Below are 21,036 nucleotides of genomic sequence, written 5' to 3' on the forward strand. Positions count from 1 at the left end.
CAAGAAAATGAATACAGAAAATCACTTAATGATTGAGCAACAAGGTAGCTTAGGCGTCATCAGTCTGGATCGGGTCAAGCATTTGAATGCGTTATCGCTCGATATGATTGAGGGCATCTGCACACAACTGGAACTGTGGCGCAATGATGCTGCCATTCAGGCGGTTTTGTTCAAATCAAATAGTCCCAAAGCCTTTTGTGCGGGTGGCGATATCCGTTATCTGTATGACAGTTATAAGAATGAAACGGCTGATTATAAAGGCTATTTCAGCGCCGAATATAAAATGCTGAATCTGCTACGCGAATATCAAAAGCCTGTGATCGTGATACTTGATGGCTATGTGCTGGGTGGCGGTTTTGGCTTGGCTCAAGCGTGTCATATTGTGGTGAGTAGTGAGAAGTCCAGATTCGCCATGCCTGAAACTGCGATTGGATTTTTCCCTGATGTCGGTGCGACTCATTTCCTGTCTCGGCTGGATGATATCGGCGTGTATATGGCGATTACGGGAGAGCAGATCAGCAGCAGTGATGCGCTCTATCTTGATCTGATTGATTACCATGTGCCGAGTGAGCAATTGTCTTCCTTACAAGAGGCATTGATTGCAGCATCGAACCTGAGCAAAGCCAATATTGAACAGATCATTGCCCGTTTTATTACCCGTCCTGCTGAAAGTGAACTCAAGCAACTCATTGAACCGATCCGTAAACATTTCGGTTTTCAATATCTGGATGAGATCGAGTATAGCCTTGAACATGAACAGGAAGAACAGTTCAAAGCTTGGGCCAGCAAGATGCTGGATATTTTGCAGCAACGTTCCTTTATCGCCAAACAAACCAGCCTGAAATTACAGTATTTGGGGCGTGGATTATCTTTACAGCAGTGTATGCAACTGGAACGGGACTTACAGGATATCTGGTTTGAACATGGTGATTTTATTGAAGGTGTGCGCGCCTTAATTGTCGATAAAGACAAACAGCCAAAATGGCAACAGCGGAATCCTGAACTGGAACAGATTCTGGAAAAACTAAGCTAAATTCACTCTCCCTTCTATCTACATACATCAAGGAGTATCAACCATCTGAACATGCTGGTGATCAGGATTGAGCATCAGCACAAAAATATAAAACAAGAATATCCAAGAAAGGAAAATGACGATGCAAACAACACATGGAAACGGTTCATCTCCTAAAAAGTCATCTCATCGACTGGCAGGTATCTCCAGTATGGTCGGGACCACCATTGAGTGGTATGACTTTTTTATTTACGGTGCAGCAGCAGCTTTAATTTTCAATAAATTATTTTTTCCGAATCTTGATCCACTGACGGGCGTACTCGCTGCCTTTGCAACCTATGCGGTGGGATTCATTGGCCGACCTCTGGGCGGTCTGGTATTTGGGCATTTTGGTGACAAGATTGGCCGCAAATCGATGTTACTGTTGACCTTGATGCTGATGGGAATACCCACAGTGCTGATCGGTCTGTTACCGACCTATGAGTCAATTGGTTACTGGGCTGCAATCGGCTTGGTGATCTTGCGATTTATCCAAGGTATGGCGATGGGTGGCGAGTGGGGCGGTGCAGTTTTGATGGCGGTTGAACACGCGCCAGAAGGCAAAAAAGGCTTCTGGGGCAGCCTTCCCCAAGCCAGTACCGGTGGCGGTTTGATGTTGGCTTCTATCGCGCTTGGGCTGGTATCTTTATTACCTGAACAAGCCCTGTTTAGCTGGGGCTGGCGGATTCCCTTTCTAGCGAGCATTATTTTACTGGCAGTTGGTTGGTATATTCGGGTGAAAGTACCAGAGTCGCCAGACTTTGAAAAAGTGAAACAACAAGCTGAAGAAGTTAAAGTCCCTGCCTTACAGGTATTTAAGCAACACCCTAAGCAATTGATTAGCATTATTGTGGCACGTGCGGCAGAGAATGCATGGTTTTATATTGCCTCTACCTTTACTTTGGCCTACACCACCACACAACTGGGCATCGCCAGACAGGAAATTCTATTTGCCACCATTTGTGGTGCCGCCGTGATTTTAGTGATGACACCATTATGTGGACATTTGTCTGATAAAGTCGGACAGCGCAATATGTTCATGTTTGGTCTGTGCGTGCTGGCACTGTATTGTTATCCCTTCTTTAGTATGCTTAATACCAAAGATCCTGTGCTGGTCTGGACGGCAATTGTATTGGCAATCGGTGTGGTTTTTCCGATTATGTATGCGCCTCAGGCACAACTTTTTGCCCGACAGTTTCCCGCAGAAATTCGCTATAGCGGTATCTCGATTTCGGTACAGCTGGCAGGTGTAGTCGGTGGTGGTCTTGCACCGCTGATTGCGACAAAATTATTGAGCGTTGGCGGTGGAAATCCTTACTTGATCATGTTGTATATCGGTTCGATGGCAGTTGTTGCCATTATTGCCACTTCATTTATGCCACGAGATCACAGTCAGCAGGCATTGGCAATGGAGAATAACAAGCAAGACGTCAAACTGCAAGCCAAGATGACAGAATAGCTGTTTGTTCAAAATGAAATGAAAAGGTGTTGCTCGATGCTGAGGAACGCCTTTTTATTTTTAAGGATTTATAAGCAAAGAAGAGAGATCCAATATTTGCGCTTCATTATTTTTGATGTTCCACGTGGAGCAGAATATTGAGACAAAGAAAAAAGCCCTAATCTTTCGACTAGGGCCTTTTAAATTTGGAGCGGGAAACGAGACTCGAACTCGCGACCCCAACCTTGGCAAGGTTATGCTCTACCAACTGAGCTATTCCCGCATATTGAGCAGTTTTTACTAAAACTTACACTTAAAAAAACCAATCTGGAGCGGGAAACGAGACTCGAACTCGCGACCCCAACCTTGGCAAGGTTATGCTCTACCAACTGAGCTATTCCCGCGTGCCAGCTATAATACATTAAGCAAAATGAGGGTCAACAACTTTATGCAAAGAAATTGTTTAATTGCATAAAATAAAAGCATTTTCATGGAAAAAACAGCTTGAAAGCAAAAAAATGGATAAAAGTTTCGCTTCAAGTGAGGTCATGTATACTAATGAGCTATCTCAATCTGACCGGACAGCCTGACTCATGAACTTAGAACAACAGTTGATTGAACGTTTACAAACACTGGCACCCACCCATCTCGAAGTGCTCAATGAGTCAGCAGGGCATGGTGGTTATTTCCCAGGTAAAGAATCACATTTCAAAGTGATTGTGGTGAGTGATGAATTTAAAGGCTTGCGTCTGGTACAGCGTCATCAAAAAATTTATGCCGTTGCAGCGGAATTAATGAGTCCGGGCCGCATCCATGCTTTGGCAATTCATGCTTATGTACCAGATGAATGGCAAGGTGAAGCACCTGCTAGCCCTGAATGTGCACATGCACCAAAAGGTTAAGGACGGATCATGGACCTACATTTCATCACTAAAATGATTCATATGATTGCAATGAGCTTGTTGATTATTGCTTTTGTATTACGCGGTTCAACATTATTTGTGGGTGTACAGGATCAGCAGCCTAATCTAAAGGCCCGTAAAGCGATGGTCGGCTTACAGCATTTATCTTTAACCCTGATTATTGTTACGGGTGTGATCTTACTGGCGATGAAGAACTTTGATGTACAGCCGTGGTTCTATGCCAAAGTCATCCTGTTCTTTGTGTTGTGGTCGTCATTGATCAAAACCTATAAGCAAGACAGCAGTATCTTATTGGAACAACGCCGTGCAGGTTTGTTGATTGGTACAGTGGCTATGGTCGGGATTCTCGGTCTTGTAATGATTAAACCGGTTTTTGCCTGATTGTTGGACATTGTTTTAGAAATTGTTTTTGCACTAGGTTAAACTGCGTGCAGTTTAAAAAAATAGGGTAGAGGGAAATCATGTTAACGCGTGTGGTGTTTAACCAGAAAGGTGGTGTGGGGAAATCAAGTATTACCGTCAATCTGGCTGCAATTAGTGCAAAACAGGGCCTGAGAACACTGGTCATTGATCTTGATCCACAAGCAAATTCGAGCCAGTACCTGTTAGGTGAAGATGCAACCTATTCTGCGGACAAAGCAGCGTTAGAACCCAATATTGAAAATTTCTTTGATGATGTTTTAGGTACCACACAGCAAAAAGGCCTGATTGGCAATGCCATTGGTTCAATTTTAAAAGCACCTCGTGGCAAAGGTCTGGATAGTTTTGTTCACCGCTCATCATTTGAAAATCTGGATGTCATTCCTGCCAGTCCAAGTCTTGGCAGTCTAGAGCATGCACTGGAAAGTAAACATAAAATTTATAAATTACGTGATTCAATTCAGTCACTCAGCGCGCGTTATGACCGTATCTTTATTGATACACCACCTGCCTTTAACTTCTTTACTTTATCTGCGCTGATTTCAGCAGATCGTGTGTTGATTCCATTTGATTGTGATGTGTTCTCAAAACGTGCGTTACAAACTTTGATTGAAAATGTCCTCGAAACCCAAGATGATCATAATGATCGCCTTGAGATTGAGGGAATTGTGGTCAATCAGTTCCAGTCTCAGGCAAAATTACCTCGAGAAGTGGTTCAACAATTAAAAGATGAAGGCTTGCCTGTGCTCGATAGCATGTTGCCGCCCTCGATCTTGATGAAAGAATCACATCAAAAGAATTTACCACTGGTTCATTTGGCATCTGAACATAAATTGACGCTTGCTTATGTCACGCTGTTCAATGAGATTGAATCTAAGAAATAAGAGAACACTATGAAACGCTTATATTGGATGCCTGTTTTGGCTGCAAGTATGCTCTTGGGTGCTTGTGCATCAACGGTTAAGCCAGCTTATGTTTCACCTACGCAATATCAGACCTTGAACTGCCAGCAACTACAAGCCGAATACAACCGTATTCAGCTCTATATTGAAAATGGTGTGGAAACACCAAAACGTACCGGTATGGGCGTGGGTGTTGGACTTGGTGGTGGCTGGGGTCGTGGCGGTTGGGGCTTTGGACCATCTATCTCTGTAAATATGGGCCAGTCGATGAATACCAAGAATACCGAGCTTGCCAAAGTGATGGGTCAGCAAGATGCGATCGTGCAGGCTGCGAAGTTTAAAGGCTGCCCAATTATCGTAAAACAACGTCCAAAATCATAATTTTTGCCTCCTTATCACCATAATTCGTTATGGTGATAAGTAACTAAATTATCGCAAAATGTTTCAAAAAATAATGATAAAAATTAAACGCTTAAAAATTTATCTATCCTGAAATTCTGTATTTTACCTGCTGTTTTTATTACCGAAATTTGTATTTTTGCCCTAAATTCGTTTAAGGTGGCGCCCATGTATAGTCGTTCGGTATGTGTATGATTGAGAGTTGGTTTTTTGTTTTGGCGATGTTGGCAGTGTTACTGATTCCTGGTCCGACCAACGCTTTACTTGCCAGTGCAACCCACCAACAAGGTGTACCTAAAACCATGAAATTTATTCCAATCGAATGGTTGGGATATTTGTACGGCATTAGTTTATGGGCGCTGTTCATTCATCTTTTTGATCCGATCTGGCCTGCTTTAGGCGCGATTTTACATACAGCCAGTTTGCTCTATGTGCTTTGGATGGCTTTTCATCTCTGGAAAAGTTCACATCTACAAAAACACGATCAGCATCATCCGCATATCCGTAAAAGACAACTGTTTATGTCGACCTTAAAGAACCCGAAAACGGTTTTGTTGGCAGCAGGAATTTTCCCAAGTGAAACCTGGAATTCACTCGAAAATGCAGCCATCGTTTTTGCAGTGTTTAGTCTGGTACTTTTGCCCGTCAGTATTTTCTGGATGTTATTTGGACGTGCTTTATTGGCAGGAAGCTTGATTGGAATTAAAGCCGATCATTTATATAAAGGATCGGCTGTGTTATTGCTGATTTGTATGTTACCAATGATCTTTCGTTTGTTTTAAACCGAAATTTGATTTATTGGCCTTTGCGGTTACTCAGTTTTTGACGAATAAAACCAATCACACCCGGTAACACACTAATAATAATAATACCGAAAATTAAGTGAGTGAAATTATCCTTCACGATTGGCATGTTGCCAAATAAATAACCCAGTGTAATAAACGATGCAATCCAGCAGAATGCGCCAATCACGTTATAGGTCAGGAAATACTTATAGTTCATGCTGCCTGCACCTGCCACGAATGGAGCAAAAGTACGGGCAAAGGGTACAAAACGGGCAAAAATAATCGTTTTACCGCCATGACGTTCAAAGAAATGCTGGGTTTTGATCAGATGTTGTTTATTGATAAAACGAGAATTGGTTTCAAAAACGCGCGGGCCAATGTAGCGACCAATGTGGTAATTGACGGTATCGCCGAGTACCGCTGCGATAAATAATAAAATACCTAAAACCCATGGATCCATTGCACCTGTTGAAGCAGCCAATGCACCTGCTGCAAATAACAGACTGTCACCTGGTAAAAATGGCATCACCACCAAACCAGTTTCAACAAAAATAATTAAAAATAAAATGGCATAAATCCACACGCCATAATTGGTAATAAATTCTAAAAGGTGTTCGTCAACGTGCAGAATAAAATCAATGAGTTCCATGAAGATGTTAACACTATAAATGTGGACTAAATCCTAGCAGTGCATCATTAGAATGTCAGTATAAAAAGCTAATTAATTAGTAACTTTGCAAGGGAAACATTTGATAGGAAAGCTGATTTAATCTTTTTATTGTTGCAAATAAAGAACGATATGTTAACTAATATGGTGTTTATTGCATAAACAAAGATACATAAACTGGCTCCATGTTAAAAAACAAACAGTGTGGAACCAACCATGTTTAATCCGAATGTTGTTGTAAAAAATATCGTAACGCAATCTGGCGTAGCAAATGGTGTCATTTTAGTTGCACGTTTATTACTGGCTTATATCTTTCTTGTTGCTGGTTGGGGCAAGATTGTAGGTTATGCAGGTACTGCTGGCTATATGGAATCAATGGGCGTACCAGCTGCGTTACTTCCGCTTGTGATTCTGATGGAGTTCGGTGGTGGTTTGGCTTTACTGTTTGGCTTCCAGACACGTTTTGCATCGCTGGGCTTGGGTATCTTTAGCATTCTCACTGCATTTATCTTTCATAATGGTGCCGAAGATGCGATTAACTTTATGAAGAACTTTGCGATGGCAGGTGGTTTCTTCGCGCTCATGTTGTATGGTGCAGGCCGTTTTAGCCTTGATCACCTAATTGAAAAATAATAAGTGCAACACATTGCCCCGCTTTCATCAGCGGGGCTAAGCCTCTATATGACTTACATGAATTACGCTTGATTACAAACTTAAGCCGACATGAGCGACTATTTCTGTTTAGATCATAAGACTTTAGAACAAAACAGGAAATGAAATGAAAAAAATCATCGCAAGTTGTGGGATTGTGGTTTTAGCGGGATTATCAACAGCGACTTGGGCAGGTAAAGATGACCATGTCATTGTGCAGGAGGCGGCGAAGAATGTCGTAACCGTCAGTCAGGTGGCAAAACTTGCTGATGAAACTGGCATTACGTTGACAGGCCAGATCACTAAACATCTGAAAGGTGATCATTATGAGTTTAAAGACAAGAGCGGGACGATTGGTGTCGAAATTGATGATGATATCTGGCGTCAAGCAAACCTAAAAGTCGGTGACCATGTGCGTCTCGTCGGTGAAGTTGATACACATCGTTATAAGCCGACTGATATCGAAGTTGTCAAAATTGAAAAACATGCCCATTAATTAAAAAAAGGAAGCTGAAGCTTCCTTTTTTTATTGGGTATCATATTTTTAAAGCATAAAGTGAATCTGCATTTCCCCGACAAGGAAACCAAGCACCGCACCGACAATAATCAAAGACCATTCGTCTTCTTTAAAGGCTGGACGCAGCATTCCTTCGAATTCTTCAGGGCTTAGTTTCTGCATGCGCTCAACTAAGGTATTGCGTACATTCATCGCGTCTTCAGCATAAGATTCAACGTAGCGCATGGTGTCTGGAAGCTGTTTTAAAATACGTTCAGCCACATCAGCTTTCAGGTTTTGATATTTCTCACCGCCGATTGCATAGACTACCAGTGGGCGAACAATACCTGCCTGTAAATCAATTTCCTGTTTGACCTGACGGCTGACCAGTTCAATGACTTTGTCTGAATGTGTACCCGAAAATAGTTCTTCCATCATGTTGCGAGAGGTGAGTAACTGTTTTGAAATCAACGCAGCATAATCAGCCGCCACTTCATTCTGACGTTTAATGAATAAACCTTGCCACGTATAGCCCATAATTTTTTTCGGATATAACGGGCGGAACATCATTTGCAGGGCCATCCAGTCACTAAAGAAACCGACGAAGCCGCCAAACATCGGCAACATCCATGGATATTTACCTTGCGTGACGATCCAGCACAGCATTTGCACCACACCAATCGCGAAACCAAATACAAAACCGACATTACTAAAGAATTTGAATTCCTGTTTGCCGACTTTTTTAAAGATTTCATTCAGGAGACGCTTATCTTTGAGTAGGTTGTTGACCACCATATGCTTGATATCGAAGTACTTGGCAACATCCTTCTGTACTTCACTCATAATGTGTTCAACAATTTCAGGGGCTTTGGCCTGAACCCGCTTAATCAGTCTTTGACGGGCAAACTCTGGCATGCCTTCCCATAAACCGGGCTGATATTGCTGTGCGACTTCACGAGTAATATCCTCGGCAGCCGCCATTAACGGTTTTTCAATTTCCTGTGCAATACGTTTGGGGTCGAGTCTGGCAAAGATTTCTTCAGGTTTGATGAGCTTGGAGGTCATTAGCTCAACGGCTGTGGTCGCCATTTTTTCAGCTTTGCGTGGCACAATCCCTTGCCATCCGAGTGGGAGTCCAAATAATCTCAACCCTTTAAATTCGAGGGGAGAAAACATCATTTGAATCGCAATGACTTTGGTCACATAACCAATAAAGCCGCTGATAAATGGAATGGAAATATATAGCCAGAAATTTTGGTGAAAATCCGCAATCATTTCTTGAAACATTATTTTATTGGTCCTTCAAGTCCTAATTGTTGCTCGTGGTCGGGCAAGCGCTAGATGATAGTAAAATATTTTAGGACATTGGTGATCTACCAAGACCTTGAGATGCTGTATTACCTTTTTATTTTTCCTTTAATTAAGGACATCACAATCGCATAAAAAGGCAACGATGCTGTCGATTGAATACCTTTCCATGGTAATCCCTATTTCGAGCCATCATCTTAGCACCAATTTTTGTTTTGTGTTGAGCAGAATCGGTGAGTTTTGTTGATTTAAATCGCTTAAATAAGGGGCTTGTGGAGAAATTTTAGTTTAAATATCAGGGCTGATGGCAAGGCCGGATTAAAATGCAAGATAGATGATGAATTGCGGTGCGTCAAAGCGTGAAAAATGTTAGAATGTGGCGCTTAATTCATTTGCCTTTAAGATGAACCATGACGACCAATACTCAAATTACTGAAGATCGTATCCTTATTCTGGATTTCGGCTCTCAATATAGCCAGCTCATTGCACGTCGTGTACGTGAAGCAGGTGTCTATTCTGAAATGTATGCATTCGATATGTCTGAAGAAGACATTCGTGCGTTTAATCCGAACGGGATTATTTTATCAGGTGGCCCTGAGAGCGTACATGAAGAAGGAAGCCCACGCGCACCGCAAGTTGTATTTGAACTTGGTGTACCAGTGTTGGGTATTTGCTATGGTTTACAAACCATGTCTGAACAGCTTGGCGGTAAAGTAGAGCCAGGTACAGTACATGAGTTTGGTTATGCAGAAGTTGATATTCTGGTACGTGACAATCTGATTGGTAACTTGCAAGATCGCGAGAACCAGCTTCACGTATGGATGAGTCATGGCGATAAAGTAAGTGCGATTCCTGAAGGTTTCCAAGTTACTGCAAGCACTCCAAGCTGCCCATTTGCTGCGGTGAGTGATGAAACTCGTCGTTTCTATGGCGTACAGTTCCATCCAGAAGTAACACACACTGCCAAAGGTGCTGAGTTACTGTCTAACTTTGTACACAAGATTTGTGGTTGCCGTGGTCTGTGGACACCTGAACACATCATCGATTTACGTGTAGAACAGTTACGCGCACAAATTGGTGATGAAAAAGTTCTATTAGGTTTATCTGGTGGTGTGGATTCATCAGTCGTTGCTGCGTTATTACACAAAGCGATTGGCGACCAGTTAACTTGCGTATTTGTAGACAATGGTTTACTTCGTTTAAACGAAGGTGATCAAGTGATGCAAATGTTTGCAGACAACATGGGTATCCGTGTGATCCGTGCAGATGCTGAACAACGCTTCTTGTCTGCATTGGCGGGTGAAGTTGATCCTGAGAAAAAACGTAAAATCATTGGTCGTGAATTTATCGAAGTATTTGCAGAAGAAGCACGTAAACTTGATGGCGTGAAATTCTTGGCACAAGGTACGATTTACCCAGACGTGATCGAATCTGCTGCAAGCAAACAAGGTAAGGCGCACGTGATCAAATCACATCACAACGTGGGTGGTTTACCAGAAGATCTAGCGTTTGATCTGGTTGAGCCATTACGTGACTTGTTCAAAGATGAAGTACGTAAATTAGGTACAACACTTGGTTTACCGCACAGCATGATTTACCGTCATCCATTCCCAGGTCCAGGTTTGGGCGTGCGTATCTTGGGTGAAGTGAAGAAAGAATATGCTGATATTCTTCGTCTTGCTGATGATATCTTTATGCAAGAACTTCGTGACAGCGGCTGGTACGACAAAACTGCACAAGCATTTGCAGTATTCCAACCTGTGAAATCAGTAGGTGTTGTCGGTGATGGTCGTCGTTATGCATGGGTGATTGCACTTCGTGCGGTTGAAACGGTTGACTTTATGACAGCGCGTTTTGCTCACTTGCCATACGAATTGGTTGATAAAATCTCAACCCGTATCATGAATGAAATTAAAGATGTTTCACGTGTTGTATATGACGTGTCATCTAAACCACCAGCAACGATTGAGTGGGAATAATGAAATGAAAAGGCAGGATTAAATCCTGCCTTTTTTTATGTCAGTTGCTCGGCTGTTCAGGAGATTGAAAAATGTCAGAAAAATTTCAGCTTCAGCAGTTACAAGAATATTTACATGCTCTATTTGCAGAATCATTATTTGCGATTTACTTGTATGGTTCGGCTGTTGATGGCGGTTTAGGCCCGGAAAGTGATCTGGATCTTCTGGTGGTGGTTACTCAACCTCTAACACACGTTCAGCGACAGCAGCTTGCACAAGCTTTATTAACGCTTTCACATCCAATTGGTGGATTGCAACGAGCACTTGAAGTAACTGTCTTGCTCAAAGAAGAAGTGATTTCAGGCAGATATCCTTTAAGTTATGAATTACAGTTTGGGGAATGGTTGCGTGAGGAACTCATCGATGGAGGGCAGCTGTCAGCACAAAATGATCCAGACATCAGTATCTTGTTAAAGAAAGCGCACATGCATCACCGAACGTTGTTTGGGCCTGATTTAACAAGTTGGTCAGATGAGATTCCAGATCAGCAACTTTGGCAAGCGATGGCAGACCTTTATCCATCAATAATGGCACATTGGGATGAAGATGGTGATGAACGTAACCAGATTTTAGCGTTATGCCGAATCTATTTTAGTTTGAGTTTAGGTGAGATTGTTTCTAAGTCGCATGCTGCCCAATGGGTGATCGCTCAACTCGAGGAAAAAGATCAGCCCGTCTTACAACGAATGGTGCAAGAGTATAAAGGCGAGATGACAAAACAGGACTGGCCAAGTCAGCATCAAGCTTTACAGCCTATCGTTGATTTTCTGAGTCAGCACATAGAGACTCTTTTTGATAAAAAGGGCCTGAAAATAAAATAATAAAGGATATTTTTCAGGTCGTTTCAGGAATAAGACTGAGTATTGCAATAACAGACTATTCAAATTGGCTTGCTTAGACCTAATATCTGTCTTAAATAAAACCCGCTTTGGGGGGTGTGTTTGAATCAGATTATAGAAATGCAGACCTATATTGCTGTCATTGAAGCAGGAAGCATTACCAATGCTGCAAAGCGTTTAGGTATTACGAAATCTGTCGTGAGCCAGCGGATTCAACAACTCGAACAACGTTTGGCTACGGCACTTATTCATCGTGGCAGAACCATGCAATGTACAGATGCGGGACAGGAGTTTTATCAGCAGTCTATCAAGATTTTGGCTGAGCTCAGTCATCTCGAAGAGTCAATCAGCGCTCACCATGATCATTTAAGAGGTAACTTCCGCTTATCTGTACCTCAGGGGTTTAGCATTCGGTATTTGGCTGCTGATCTGGCAGAATTCATGAAAATGTATCCTGATCTGAAACTGGATATAGAGTCGTCTGATTATTTTGTGAATTTGAATAATGGAAATTATGATGTAGCCATTCGTATGGGAGAGTTGCCTGACTCTAACTTGATCAGCCAAACCATTGCTGAAAATCGTCATTATATTTGTGCGAGCCCAGATTATTTACAGACCCATGGTACTCCAACACATCCAAATGAGCTTTTCCGTCATCGTGGTTTGCTTTACTTGCCGCGTGAACCTCATGGGATGTGGCAATTGCCAGTAGATGGGGAAAGGGCGTTTTTCCGGATTTCTCCTTATATGCGCAGTGACAGTGGTCATCAATTACTGGAGGCCGCAAAACTGGGGTTAGGGATTGCGATTTTGCCCGGTTTTTTGGCAGCTGATGCAATTTGCCAGCAACAACTCAAAGTCATCTTGCCCGCATTTTCTCCATCGGGAGGTAATATATCCGTCGTTTATCGCGTATCAAATCGAGCTTCACCAAAGATTCAGGCTCTGGTTCAATTTCTATCAAAAAAAATCGGGCATACCCCAAGTTGGGATATCGCCATTCAAAAAACCATACAGCAGTCGGTTTAAGTGGTCGTTCGAAAAAAACGAATCCAGCTTTTGTTGATTGTGGTCTAGTGGATAAAAAACGTCATTTGTTAGGGTATTTTTCTCTCTTTGAAATCGACCTGCTTATCAGTTGGCGTCAGAGAAGATTGGGATTTCAGTTGTCAGATTTTACCGAATCAATGCAATGACTCATCCAGTGACTCATAAAGTTCCTAAGTTGAGGCTAGCCAGAAGGCAGAGTTAAGTACGGTAAGAATAAGAATATTAGATGGAATATCTAAGCTGATCCTCTCTTGTTTTCATTTTAGGATGTACAAATGGATAGACTCGCGAAGAACTGGATTAATGGTGAATGGATTGACTCTCAACAGTACGTACAGTCCATCAATCCTGCAACATATGAGGTAATTGGGCAGTATGCAGATGTCACTACAGAACAGGTAGAACATGCCATAGCTGCTGCTAAAACCGTATTTAAGAAGTCAGGCTGGAAGCGTGATCGTCATTTGAGAGCAAAAGTCCTGAATGAGATGGCAGATGCGTTTGAGCGATATGCTGATGAGCTGATTGAGATTCTTGCAACTGAAAATGGAAAAATTAAGCCTGAAGCAACTTTTGAAGTCACGATGATTCCTGCCAAGTTACGTTACTATGCTGCTGTGACGTTGACAGAGTATGGACGCGCACTGGAACCAAAGCCAGGAAGCTACTCAATGGTTTTACGTGAACCGATGGGGGTGGCAGGCATTATTGTGCCATGGAATTCTCCTGTTGTGTTGATGGTTCGTTCACTCGCGCCAGCTTTAGCCGCAGGGGTGACAGCGGTCATTAAGATGCCTGGTCAAACTGGACAAACAAATGCACTCATTGCCCGAATTTTTTCGGAACTACCCGCTCTGCCAAAAGGGGTGATTCATTTATTTAGTGAATCTAAAAGTCTTGGAGCTCGCCTTCTGGTCGACTCGCCAGATGTCCCTGTGATCAGTTTTACAGGGAGTACCGCAACAGGCAAGGCCATTTCAGCAGCAGGTGCCCAACATTTGAAGCGGTTTGGACTGGAATTAGGCGGTAAAACACCAATGATCGTATTCAAGGATGCAGATCTGGATCTGGTTTTGCCGAAGCTAGAAAAAGCCGTGACGATTTTTGCAGGACAATTTTGTATGACAGGTTCACGTTTGCTGGTACAGCGTGAAATTGCAGAGGAGTTGAAACAAAAACTGGCGCAACGTTTAAGTGCAGTCAGTGTTGGCCCAGCCGCCGATCCAAATAGTGATATGGGGCCATTAATCGATAAGAATAATGTGGAACGCGTGAATGCCACTGTCGAAAAGGCGATTGCGGAAGGCGCTAAAGTTATTGTTCGTGGTGGGCCAGTCATGGAAGGTGAATTGGCAAAAGGTGCTTTTTATCGACCTACCTTTCTAGAAGTGCATGACAATTCACTTCAAATTATTCAGGAAGAAACCTTTGGGCCTGTTTTGACTGTACAGGTATTTGATACTGAAGAGGAAGCGATTGAGCTGGCAAATGACAATCAATATGGATTAGCTGCGTCGGTCTGGAGTCGAGATGTCAATTTGCCATTGCGAGTGGCGGCTGAACTTGAAGCTGGAACCGTTTGGATTAACGACTGGGCTGTTGTTTATGACGAGTTTGAAGAAGGTGGTTTTAAAAATTCGGGCTTAGGACGAATGAATGGAATGGCTGCGATGGATGATTTTATCGAGTACAAACATATCACCATTTCAACAGGCATCGCTGGATCTGAATAAAGTGTGAGGGGACGGCTAGCATCTGCCTGATGCGCTTTATTTATGATGAGAACAGCTTAAAACAAACTTGTCTTAGCCATTGGTTACTTGGTGTCTGGTGTACACGCGAGTGCCAATGCTGTTTTACACTGAACTGAGGAAATTGATAAGGAGGATCAAAACTTTTGAATCCTCCTTGTGACATTAATACCTGAGCCAGATAATTTGGGATCGTCGCAATCGCATCTGTATCTCTGACGATAAGCCCCACGCCAAGATAGCTGGGTAAACGCACCAGAATATTTCGATTCACGCCATGTTTTTGTAGTTCATGCTCAACCACAAAATGGCCTCCAGTTGCCAGAATGTCAACATGTAACTCCTGACAAAAATCCTCGGATGAAAGGTGTGTACCTGTAAGCCTTGGATGTTGTTGGCTGGCAATACAAGTGTAATGTTGCTGAAAAAAGGTCTGCTGATAAAAACCCGCTTCGAGCTGTGGTAGGAAACCAATGGCGAGGTCAATATCTCCATTCGACATCATGAGTGCGGTCTGGCTATCAATGGGTAGAATTTCCAGACGAATTGAAGGTGCATGCTGACGTAAATAATTAATCAGACGAGGTAAAAACACCAGATGACTGATATCGGTCATGCTAATGCGAAATTGATAGGCTGAGGTCTGCGGGTCAAAATCAATATTGTAATTTTCTACCAGTTTTAAGCGGTTCAAGATTTCTACGATCATTGGGTAGAGTTGTTGAGCCAATTCGGTGGGCTGCATTTTATTTCCAATGCGTACAAACAATGGATCATGAAAATGTGCTCTCAGTTTATTCAGGGCAATGCTTAAGGTCGGCTGCCCAATTTCAAGTTGTTCAGCTGCTTTGGAAATACTTTTGTATTGATAGATTTCAAAGAAAATTTTGAGCAGTCGTGTATCCAGATCAAACATATCAATGAATCGCCGTATTGATTTTATCAATACAGCCTATTGTTTTTTGTGCATAGATTCAACACATCTTGATTGTTACATTGATCCAATACCAGATTTTGATGAAATTATGGGCATTTGGATTGCACTTAATGCAACAAGAAAGGAATGACAGATGGAACAGTTAGGCACATTAGAAGAACTACCTGAACGTTATCGTGAACAACTTGAGGCATCTAATCTGGTGCCATTATGGCCTAATTTAAGAAACTTTATCCCCCCTCATGCTCCACAGCCCCATACTCTCGCAACTGCTTGGTATTTCCACCAGATTAAACCTTTGTTGTTACAGGCGGGTGAGCTAACCCCGATTGAAAAGGCTGAGCGCCGAGTTTTGGCTCTCGCAAATCCGGGGCATGGTTTGGACAATATGAAAGTCAGTCCCGCCATGTATTTGGGGATGCAATTATTACTTCCTAAGGAGTGGGCACCAGCGCATAGACATACACCGAATGCGGTGAGATTAATTATCGAAGGTGAGGGGGCTTATACCACGGTTGAAGGACAAAAATGCCTCATGGAGCATGGTGATATGATCCTGACGCCTTCCGGGCTGTGGCATGAACATGGGCATGACGGGGATCAGCCAGTCATCTGGATGGATATTCTGGATCTCCCTCTGGTTTATTACATGGAGGCTTCTTTTGTAGAAGAAGGACGCCGTCAAGAAGTTGATCGGATTAATCAGGGAAGCACCCATAATTATGCGGCAGGGATTGTCCCAACCCCTCATTTCATTCGTGAAGACGCTGTTTATCCAATGTTGCGTTATGCATGGAAGGATACCAAAAAAGTGCTAGAGGCTTTAGCCGCAGGCACAACGCGGCAAGAGGTAATACAGGTCGCATATGTTAATCCTGAAACTGGCCGTGATTGTCAAAATATTTTGGGCTATTCCGCTTTATTGTTACGTGCCAAAGAGACGGTATCTTTACCTTTGCGTTCTACTGCACAGGTCTTTCATGTCATTGAAGGTGAGCTAAAGGTCAATATAGATCAGCAACATTTTAGTTTGACCAAAGCGGATACCGCATGTGCCCCTTGTTTTGCTGCTATTGATTTAATCAATACATCTGAGCAGCCATGTTATGTCTTTATTGCAGATGAAGCCCCTTTGCAACGTAAGTTAGGACTTTATTCAGTACGTGAGCGTCAGTTGAGCCATGAACGCTTTACAAAGATTGCGGTTGAGGAGGCTGGAATATGAAACTTTATAGTTTTTTCCGCAGCGGGACATCGCATCGTACCCGTATCATCCTGAATCTAAAAGGATTGAATTATGAGATGGAATATGTCTCTCTGGCCAAAAATGAACATCATCAATCGGAATTTAAGGCGCTGAATCCACAAGGTTTTGTGCCAGTACTGGATACAGGATCCGAGAGATTATTACAAAGTCCCGCGATCATTGAATGGCTTGAGGAGCAATACCCTGAGCCGGCCTTGTTGCCTAAAGATGCGCTTGCTAAAGAAAAGGTACGTGCTATTGCGGCCTTGATAGGCTGCGATATTCATCCTCTAAACAATAAGCGTGTACTAGAACATCTACGCCAACTTGGTCTGGATGAGAGTCAGGTAAATGCGTGGTGTACCAGATGGATTCAGGATGGATTTGCTGCTTTAGAGCATATTTTGGAACAAGACCAGAATCGCGGAAAGTTCTGCTATGGCAATCAACCGACCATTGCAGATGCCTATTTAGTTCCACAAGTTGTATCTGCCCAGCGTTTCAACCTCGACCTTTCAGCCTATCCACTGATTCATGAAGTTTATCAGCATTGTATGACGCTTGAAGCGTTTCAAAAAGCTGCACCTGAACAGCAGGCAGATGCTTTTTAAGTCTCGTGTGTGAATCTATTATCAAAAAGGAACAAGCCATGTCATTTATTTTCCAGCCAATGACACCAGCGGGCCTATTTATTCATGGCTCAGAACTGCAATTTCCCGTACGTCGTGTTTACTGTGTGGGCCGTAATTATGCAGCACATGCCCGTGAAATGGGCTTTGATCATCGTGATCCTCCCTTCTTTTTCTGTAAGCCAAACGATCTGGAATCCATTGTACCTGTTCAACAGGAAGCGGTAGATATTCCATATCCAACTGAAACGTCTAACTATCACTATGAAATTGAGCTTGTGGTTGCGATTGGACAAGATGCCAAGAATGTCTCGGTAGAGGATGCAGCAAAATATATTTATGGCTACGCAGTAGGCTTGGACATGACGCGCCGTGATTTGCAAATGAATATGCGTGAACAGGGACGGCCATGGGAAGTTGGAAAGGCTTTTGATTTTTCTGCGCCGATTGGCCCAATTCATCCAATTTCGGAAGTCGGTGAACTCAATCAGGCGGATATTCATTTAACCGTTAACGGTAAAACTGAACAGCGTAGTGATATTAGTCATTTGATTTGGTCTGTTTCTGAAACCATTGCCAACCTGTCAACTTTATTTGAACTTAAAGCTGGTGATTTGATTTTTACAGGGACACCTGAAGGCGTAGGTGCTGTGGTTCGTGGTGATGTGATGCGTGCCGAAATTACAGGGCTGACGGGGATCACTGTAAACGTCAAGTAATCGACCTAGTTTGAGGAGATAACCAGATGTTCAGATCAAAGAATAAATAAAACTGGACATCTTCGCTAAGGATTGCAAGTGCCATGGTATTGGCAAAAGGAGTAAATATGTCTAGGCAAAGCATGGATGTACAACATTTTATTGATGAAATGCCGTTATCAACCCTACAGAAACTTATTACCTGTTTATGCTTTCTCATTGTTGCAATTGACGGTTTTGATACCGCAGCAGTAGGTTTTATTGCACCTGCATTAAAGGCAGAGTGGGGATTGCAAACCACTGAACTCGCGCCGTTATTTGGCGCAGGTTTATTTGGACTGATGGCGGGCGCACTTATTTTTGGCCCTTTATCTGACAAATTAGGACGTAAACCGATTTTGATTGGCTCGGTGATCATGTTTGGTTGTGCCAGTATTTTTGCAGCCTTTTCATCCGACCTTCAAACGCTGATTATTTGGCGATTTGTGACTGGATTAGGTCTAGGGGGAGCGCTGCCGAATGCGATTACCTTAACCTCAGAATATGCGCCTACTTCTCGCCGTTCTAATTTGGTCACCATGATGTTTTGTGGATTTACGATTGGTTCAGCACTGGGCGGGATTTTTTCTGCTCAACTTTTACCGCAGATGGGTTGGCAGGGCATTTTATTGATCGGGGGGGTTGCGCCGTTATGTATGGTTCCATTTTTGTATTTTCTATTACCTGAATCGCTTCGCTTTTTAGTTTTGAAAAAGAAAAGTATAAAGAAAATTGAAAGTATCATGCACCGTATTGCGCCGCACGCCAGCAACATCCCAGCTTTGGTAGCCCCTGTAAATGAAGTGGAAAAATCGAGTTTAAAAGACTTGTTCGTTAAAGGGCTAGCTTTGGGTACTTTTCTGATCTGGTTCACCTTTTTTATGAGCTTGCTGATTATTTATATGATCTCAAGTTGGATGCCAACTTTACTGACCAATGCAGGTTTTAATTTGTCTCATGCATCGTGGCTCACTTCTATCTTTCAGGTGGGTGGAACCATAGGAGCCATCGTATTGGGTTTACTCATGGATAAGTCTGATGCTACCAGAATCCTCAGCAGTGCTTATGTTTTAGGCGGGATGTTCCTCATCTGTTTAGGTTTTGGGATTGAACATGCAAATACCTTTTTATTGATGCTTGCCATGTTTGGGGTGGGTGTAGGGATTAGTGGTTCACAAGTGGGTGCGAATGCTTTTTCATCTGGTTTTTATCCAACCCATTGCCGTGCTACAGGGGTAAGTTGGGCCAATGCGGCTGGACGGGCAGGCTCTGTCGTCGGATCAATCATGGGGGGCTGGTTAATGTCATTAGATCTATCCAGTTTTACGATTTTGAGCCTTCTTGCGATCCCTGCATTTTGTGCCGCTATCTCAATGCTATTGATTAAACGCCTTAAAAAAGACCAGCCTAAGATTGCAGCGGCTTTAGGCTAAGGTCAAATAATCACCCTAAAAATAAATTGCTGTCTCAAAGGATGATACAGCGTCTTTGCTATGGATGACCTATCTTATGTACACGCTAAAAAGACATACGCTAACGTTTGGTTTATGCACATTGATTTCTGGTGTAAGCCCGACATTGTGGGCTTTTGATCCAAATCAGCCTATTCAAGATGAATGGAAATTTACTTTAAAGAATGCGCTGATCAATCGAGATTATCAGAATCCAGAGGTCAAAGATTTTGGAAGCTGGTCCCAAGGGGCTTCATTGTTTTATACCTCAAATTTGCGCGATACCCCTTTACATATTTTAGATCAGCTGATTCGGATTGGGGCAGATGCTTCGGTTCAATATGCTGTCCGTTTAAGTGCTGATAAGCATGTCTCTGATACAGTTTTACCTTTTGATAGACAAACCCAGTCGCAGGCAAGTGACTATCTAAAATATGGAGCGACTTTAAAACTCGCTTATGACAAAACGCTGCTGAGTGTGGGTGAATTATGGCTAGATTTACCTGTAACCACTTCAGATGCTAGCCGTCAGTTAATTACATCTTACTGGGGAACAAATTTAAAGTCGCAGCTTTCTGATCAGTTGTATGCTGAAATTGGACGGATAGAAAAAGTTTCTCCACGTAATGAAGAGGACTTTCGCCGCTTCTCCTTTACCTCGAATGGTCGAACTGAATACTCTGATGGCTTGAATTATCTCGATCTGCGTTATCAGTTCACACCTAGTCTAAAAGGGGAGTACTATTTTGGAAATCTGGAAGATTTATATAACAAACAGTATGTTGGTCTAGAGCATATATGGAAACAGCCAAGTTTTTCGCTTAATTCCAAGCTTAAATATTTTAATGCCAAAAATGATGGCAATCACTTCAAGATTGATGCCCAAAATCTTGGGGTGCTGGAAATGCTAAAAGTGAATAACCAGAGCTTTGGCGTGGGTTACCAGCAAATTATTGGTGAATCAGCTTATCCTTTGCCTGATGGTTTTTTGCCTGAACTGTATTTTATTAACTGGAATACCACAGGATTCTTTAAAAAGGATGAAAAATCATATCATGTGATGTACGGTTATGATTTTAAAGATTATGTTCCGGGTCTGAATGCTTTAGTGAAGTATGTGTATGGACATGATTTTAAAACGGCCAATGGCGAAAAAAACCATGAAACTGAATCAAATGTTATTTTAAATTATGCATTTTAACAGCCCTCTTTAAAAGGCTTTGCACTTCAGTACTTACGTATTGATTATGATGTAAAACATGGAAATGACTTTAGTGAAAATCGTTTTTTTGTGAACTATACAAAGCGGTTTTAATCGAGTATGTATGTTGTTAA

At 42.5% G+C, this 21,036-nt stretch carries 20 protein-coding genes, 2 tRNA genes and 1 pseudogene; 18 read left to right on the plus strand and 5 right to left on the minus strand.

Annotation, left to right across the window (positions count from 1 at the left end):
* Positions 1 to 7: 7 nt before the first annotated feature.
* Both PJ15_RS17805 and PJ15_RS17810 read left to right on the plus strand, forming a co-directional pair.
* Complete coding sequence (locus PJ15_RS17805) at positions 8 to 1,033, plus strand: enoyl-CoA hydratase/isomerase family protein (protein WP_047433075.1); 1,026 nt, start codon at positions 8 to 10, stop codon at positions 1,031 to 1,033.
* Between the two features lie 121 nt (positions 1,034 to 1,154).
* Positions 1,155 to 2,510, plus strand: coding sequence for an MFS transporter (locus PJ15_RS17810; RefSeq protein ID WP_047433077.1), 1,356 nt, complete (start codon positions 1,155 to 1,157; stop codon positions 2,508 to 2,510).
* Between the two features lie 186 nt (positions 2,511 to 2,696).
* Here the strand turns inward: PJ15_RS17810 and PJ15_RS17815 are convergent.
* Positions 2,697 to 2,772, minus strand: a tRNA-Gly gene (locus tag PJ15_RS17815).
* 45 nt (positions 2,773 to 2,817) lie between these two features.
* Positions 2,818 to 2,893, minus strand: a tRNA-Gly gene (locus tag PJ15_RS17820).
* Positions 2,894 to 3,082: 189 nt separating this feature from the next.
* Between PJ15_RS17820 and PJ15_RS17825 the strand changes: the two genes are divergently transcribed.
* The 5 genes from PJ15_RS17825 (at position 3,083) to PJ15_RS17845 (ending at position 5,915) form a co-directional block, all read left to right on the plus strand.
* On the plus strand, positions 3,083 to 3,391 hold the full coding sequence (locus PJ15_RS17825; RefSeq protein WP_004773293.1) for a BolA family protein: 309 nt from the start codon (positions 3,083 to 3,085) through the stop codon (positions 3,389 to 3,391).
* A 9-nt stretch (positions 3,392 to 3,400) separates the two neighbouring features.
* On the plus strand, positions 3,401 to 3,793 hold the full coding sequence (locus PJ15_RS17830; protein ID WP_047433080.1) for a SirB2 family protein: 393 nt from the start codon (positions 3,401 to 3,403) through the stop codon (positions 3,791 to 3,793).
* 80 nt (positions 3,794 to 3,873) lie between these two features.
* Positions 3,874 to 4,716 (plus strand): ParA family protein, encoded by an 843-nt coding sequence (locus PJ15_RS17835; protein WP_004773290.1) that lies wholly within the window; start codon positions 3,874 to 3,876, stop codon positions 4,714 to 4,716.
* Between the two features lie 9 nt (positions 4,717 to 4,725).
* Entirely contained in the window at positions 4,726 to 5,115 is a 390-nt protein-coding gene (locus PJ15_RS17840) for a hypothetical protein (protein ID WP_004773289.1), read from the plus strand.
* 209 nt (positions 5,116 to 5,324) lie between these two features.
* Positions 5,325 to 5,915 (plus strand): LysE family translocator, encoded by a 591-nt coding sequence (locus PJ15_RS17845; RefSeq protein WP_047433081.1) that lies wholly within the window; start codon positions 5,325 to 5,327, stop codon positions 5,913 to 5,915.
* A gap of 13 nt (positions 5,916 to 5,928) precedes the next feature.
* On the opposite strand, the gene PJ15_RS17850 is transcribed toward PJ15_RS17845, so the two are convergent.
* Positions 5,929 to 6,567, minus strand: coding sequence for a DedA family protein (locus PJ15_RS17850; RefSeq protein WP_004773285.1), 639 nt, complete (start codon positions 6,565 to 6,567; stop codon positions 5,929 to 5,931).
* A 234-nt stretch (positions 6,568 to 6,801) separates the two neighbouring features.
* Between PJ15_RS17850 and PJ15_RS17855 the strand changes: the two genes are divergently transcribed.
* Together PJ15_RS17855 and PJ15_RS17860 are read left to right on the plus strand one after the other, a co-directional pair.
* On the plus strand, positions 6,802 to 7,218 hold the full coding sequence (locus tag PJ15_RS17855) for a DoxX family protein (protein WP_004773284.1): 417 nt from the start codon (positions 6,802 to 6,804) through the stop codon (positions 7,216 to 7,218).
* A 145-nt stretch (positions 7,219 to 7,363) separates the two neighbouring features.
* A complete protein-coding gene (locus PJ15_RS17860) occupies positions 7,364 to 7,732 on the plus strand; it encodes a NirD/YgiW/YdeI family stress tolerance protein (RefSeq protein ID WP_005255721.1) in 369 nt (122 codons plus the stop codon).
* A 48-nt stretch (positions 7,733 to 7,780) separates the two neighbouring features.
* Here the strand turns inward: PJ15_RS17860 and PJ15_RS17865 are convergent, their stop codons facing one another.
* Positions 7,781 to 9,007 (minus strand): DUF445 family protein, encoded by a 1,227-nt coding sequence (locus PJ15_RS17865; RefSeq protein WP_171062171.1) that lies wholly within the window; start codon positions 9,005 to 9,007, stop codon positions 7,781 to 7,783.
* A gap of 443 nt (positions 9,008 to 9,450) precedes the next feature.
* On the opposite strand from PJ15_RS17865, the gene guaA reads away from it, so the two are divergent.
* The 4 genes from guaA to PJ15_RS17885 all read left to right on the plus strand — a co-directional run bounded on the left by guaA (position 9,451) and on the right by PJ15_RS17885 (position 14,683).
* On the plus strand, positions 9,451 to 11,019 hold the full coding sequence (gene guaA, locus PJ15_RS17870) for a glutamine-hydrolyzing GMP synthase (RefSeq protein WP_005255720.1): 1,569 nt from the start codon (positions 9,451 to 9,453) through the stop codon (positions 11,017 to 11,019).
* A gap of 71 nt (positions 11,020 to 11,090) precedes the next feature.
* Positions 11,091 to 11,879, plus strand: a complete 789-nt coding sequence (locus tag PJ15_RS17875; protein WP_047433083.1) for an ANT(3'')-II family aminoglycoside nucleotidyltransferase — start codon at positions 11,091 to 11,093, stop codon at positions 11,877 to 11,879.
* A gap of 120 nt (positions 11,880 to 11,999) precedes the next feature.
* Positions 12,000 to 12,929: a LysR family transcriptional regulator gene (locus PJ15_RS17880; RefSeq protein ID WP_047433085.1), complete on the plus strand. Its 930-nt coding sequence runs from the start codon at positions 12,000 to 12,002 to the stop codon at positions 12,927 to 12,929.
* Positions 12,930 to 13,225: 296 nt separating this feature from the next.
* Positions 13,226 to 14,683 (plus strand): aldehyde dehydrogenase family protein, encoded by a 1,458-nt coding sequence (locus tag PJ15_RS17885; RefSeq protein WP_047433087.1) that lies wholly within the window; start codon positions 13,226 to 13,228, stop codon positions 14,681 to 14,683.
* A gap of 40 nt (positions 14,684 to 14,723) precedes the next feature.
* Here PJ15_RS17885 and PJ15_RS17890 read toward each other — a convergent pair whose 3' ends face one another.
* Entirely contained in the window at positions 14,724 to 15,617 is an 894-nt protein-coding gene (locus tag PJ15_RS17890) for a LysR family transcriptional regulator (RefSeq protein WP_004773269.1), read from the minus strand.
* Between the two features lie 154 nt (positions 15,618 to 15,771).
* On the opposite strand from PJ15_RS17890, the gene PJ15_RS17895 reads away from it, so the two are divergent.
* The 5 genes and pseudogenes from PJ15_RS17895 (at position 15,772) to PJ15_RS17915 (ending at position 21,016) form a co-directional block, all read left to right on the plus strand.
* The gene (locus tag PJ15_RS17895) at positions 15,772 to 16,863 is read left to right on the plus strand and encodes a cupin domain-containing protein (RefSeq protein ID WP_047433091.1); all 1,092 of its coding nucleotides are present in this window, start codon (positions 15,772 to 15,774) and stop codon (positions 16,861 to 16,863) included.
* On the plus strand, positions 16,860 to 17,495 hold the full coding sequence (gene maiA / locus PJ15_RS17900; RefSeq protein ID WP_047433095.1) for a maleylacetoacetate isomerase: 636 nt from the start codon (positions 16,860 to 16,862) through the stop codon (positions 17,493 to 17,495). The genes PJ15_RS17895 and maiA overlap by 4 nt, the downstream gene beginning before the upstream one ends.
* A 38-nt stretch (positions 17,496 to 17,533) precedes the next feature.
* Positions 17,534 to 18,232 (plus strand): fumarylacetoacetate hydrolase family protein, encoded by a 699-nt coding sequence (locus tag PJ15_RS17905; protein ID WP_047433098.1) that lies wholly within the window; start codon positions 17,534 to 17,536, stop codon positions 18,230 to 18,232.
* Between the two features lie 107 nt (positions 18,233 to 18,339).
* Positions 18,340 to 19,683: an MFS transporter gene (locus tag PJ15_RS17910; protein ID WP_047433101.1), complete on the plus strand. Its 1,344-nt coding sequence runs from the start codon at positions 18,340 to 18,342 to the stop codon at positions 19,681 to 19,683.
* Positions 19,684 to 19,747: 64 nt separating this feature from the next.
* Positions 19,748 to 21,016 (plus strand): annotated as a pseudogene (locus PJ15_RS17915) (OprD family outer membrane porin).
* The last annotated feature ends 20 nt before the right edge of the window (positions 21,017 to 21,036 follow it).

It is taken from the genome of Acinetobacter sp. neg1, assembly GCF_000788125.1.
Classification (GTDB): Bacteria; Pseudomonadota; Gammaproteobacteria; order Pseudomonadales; family Moraxellaceae; genus Acinetobacter; species Acinetobacter vivianii.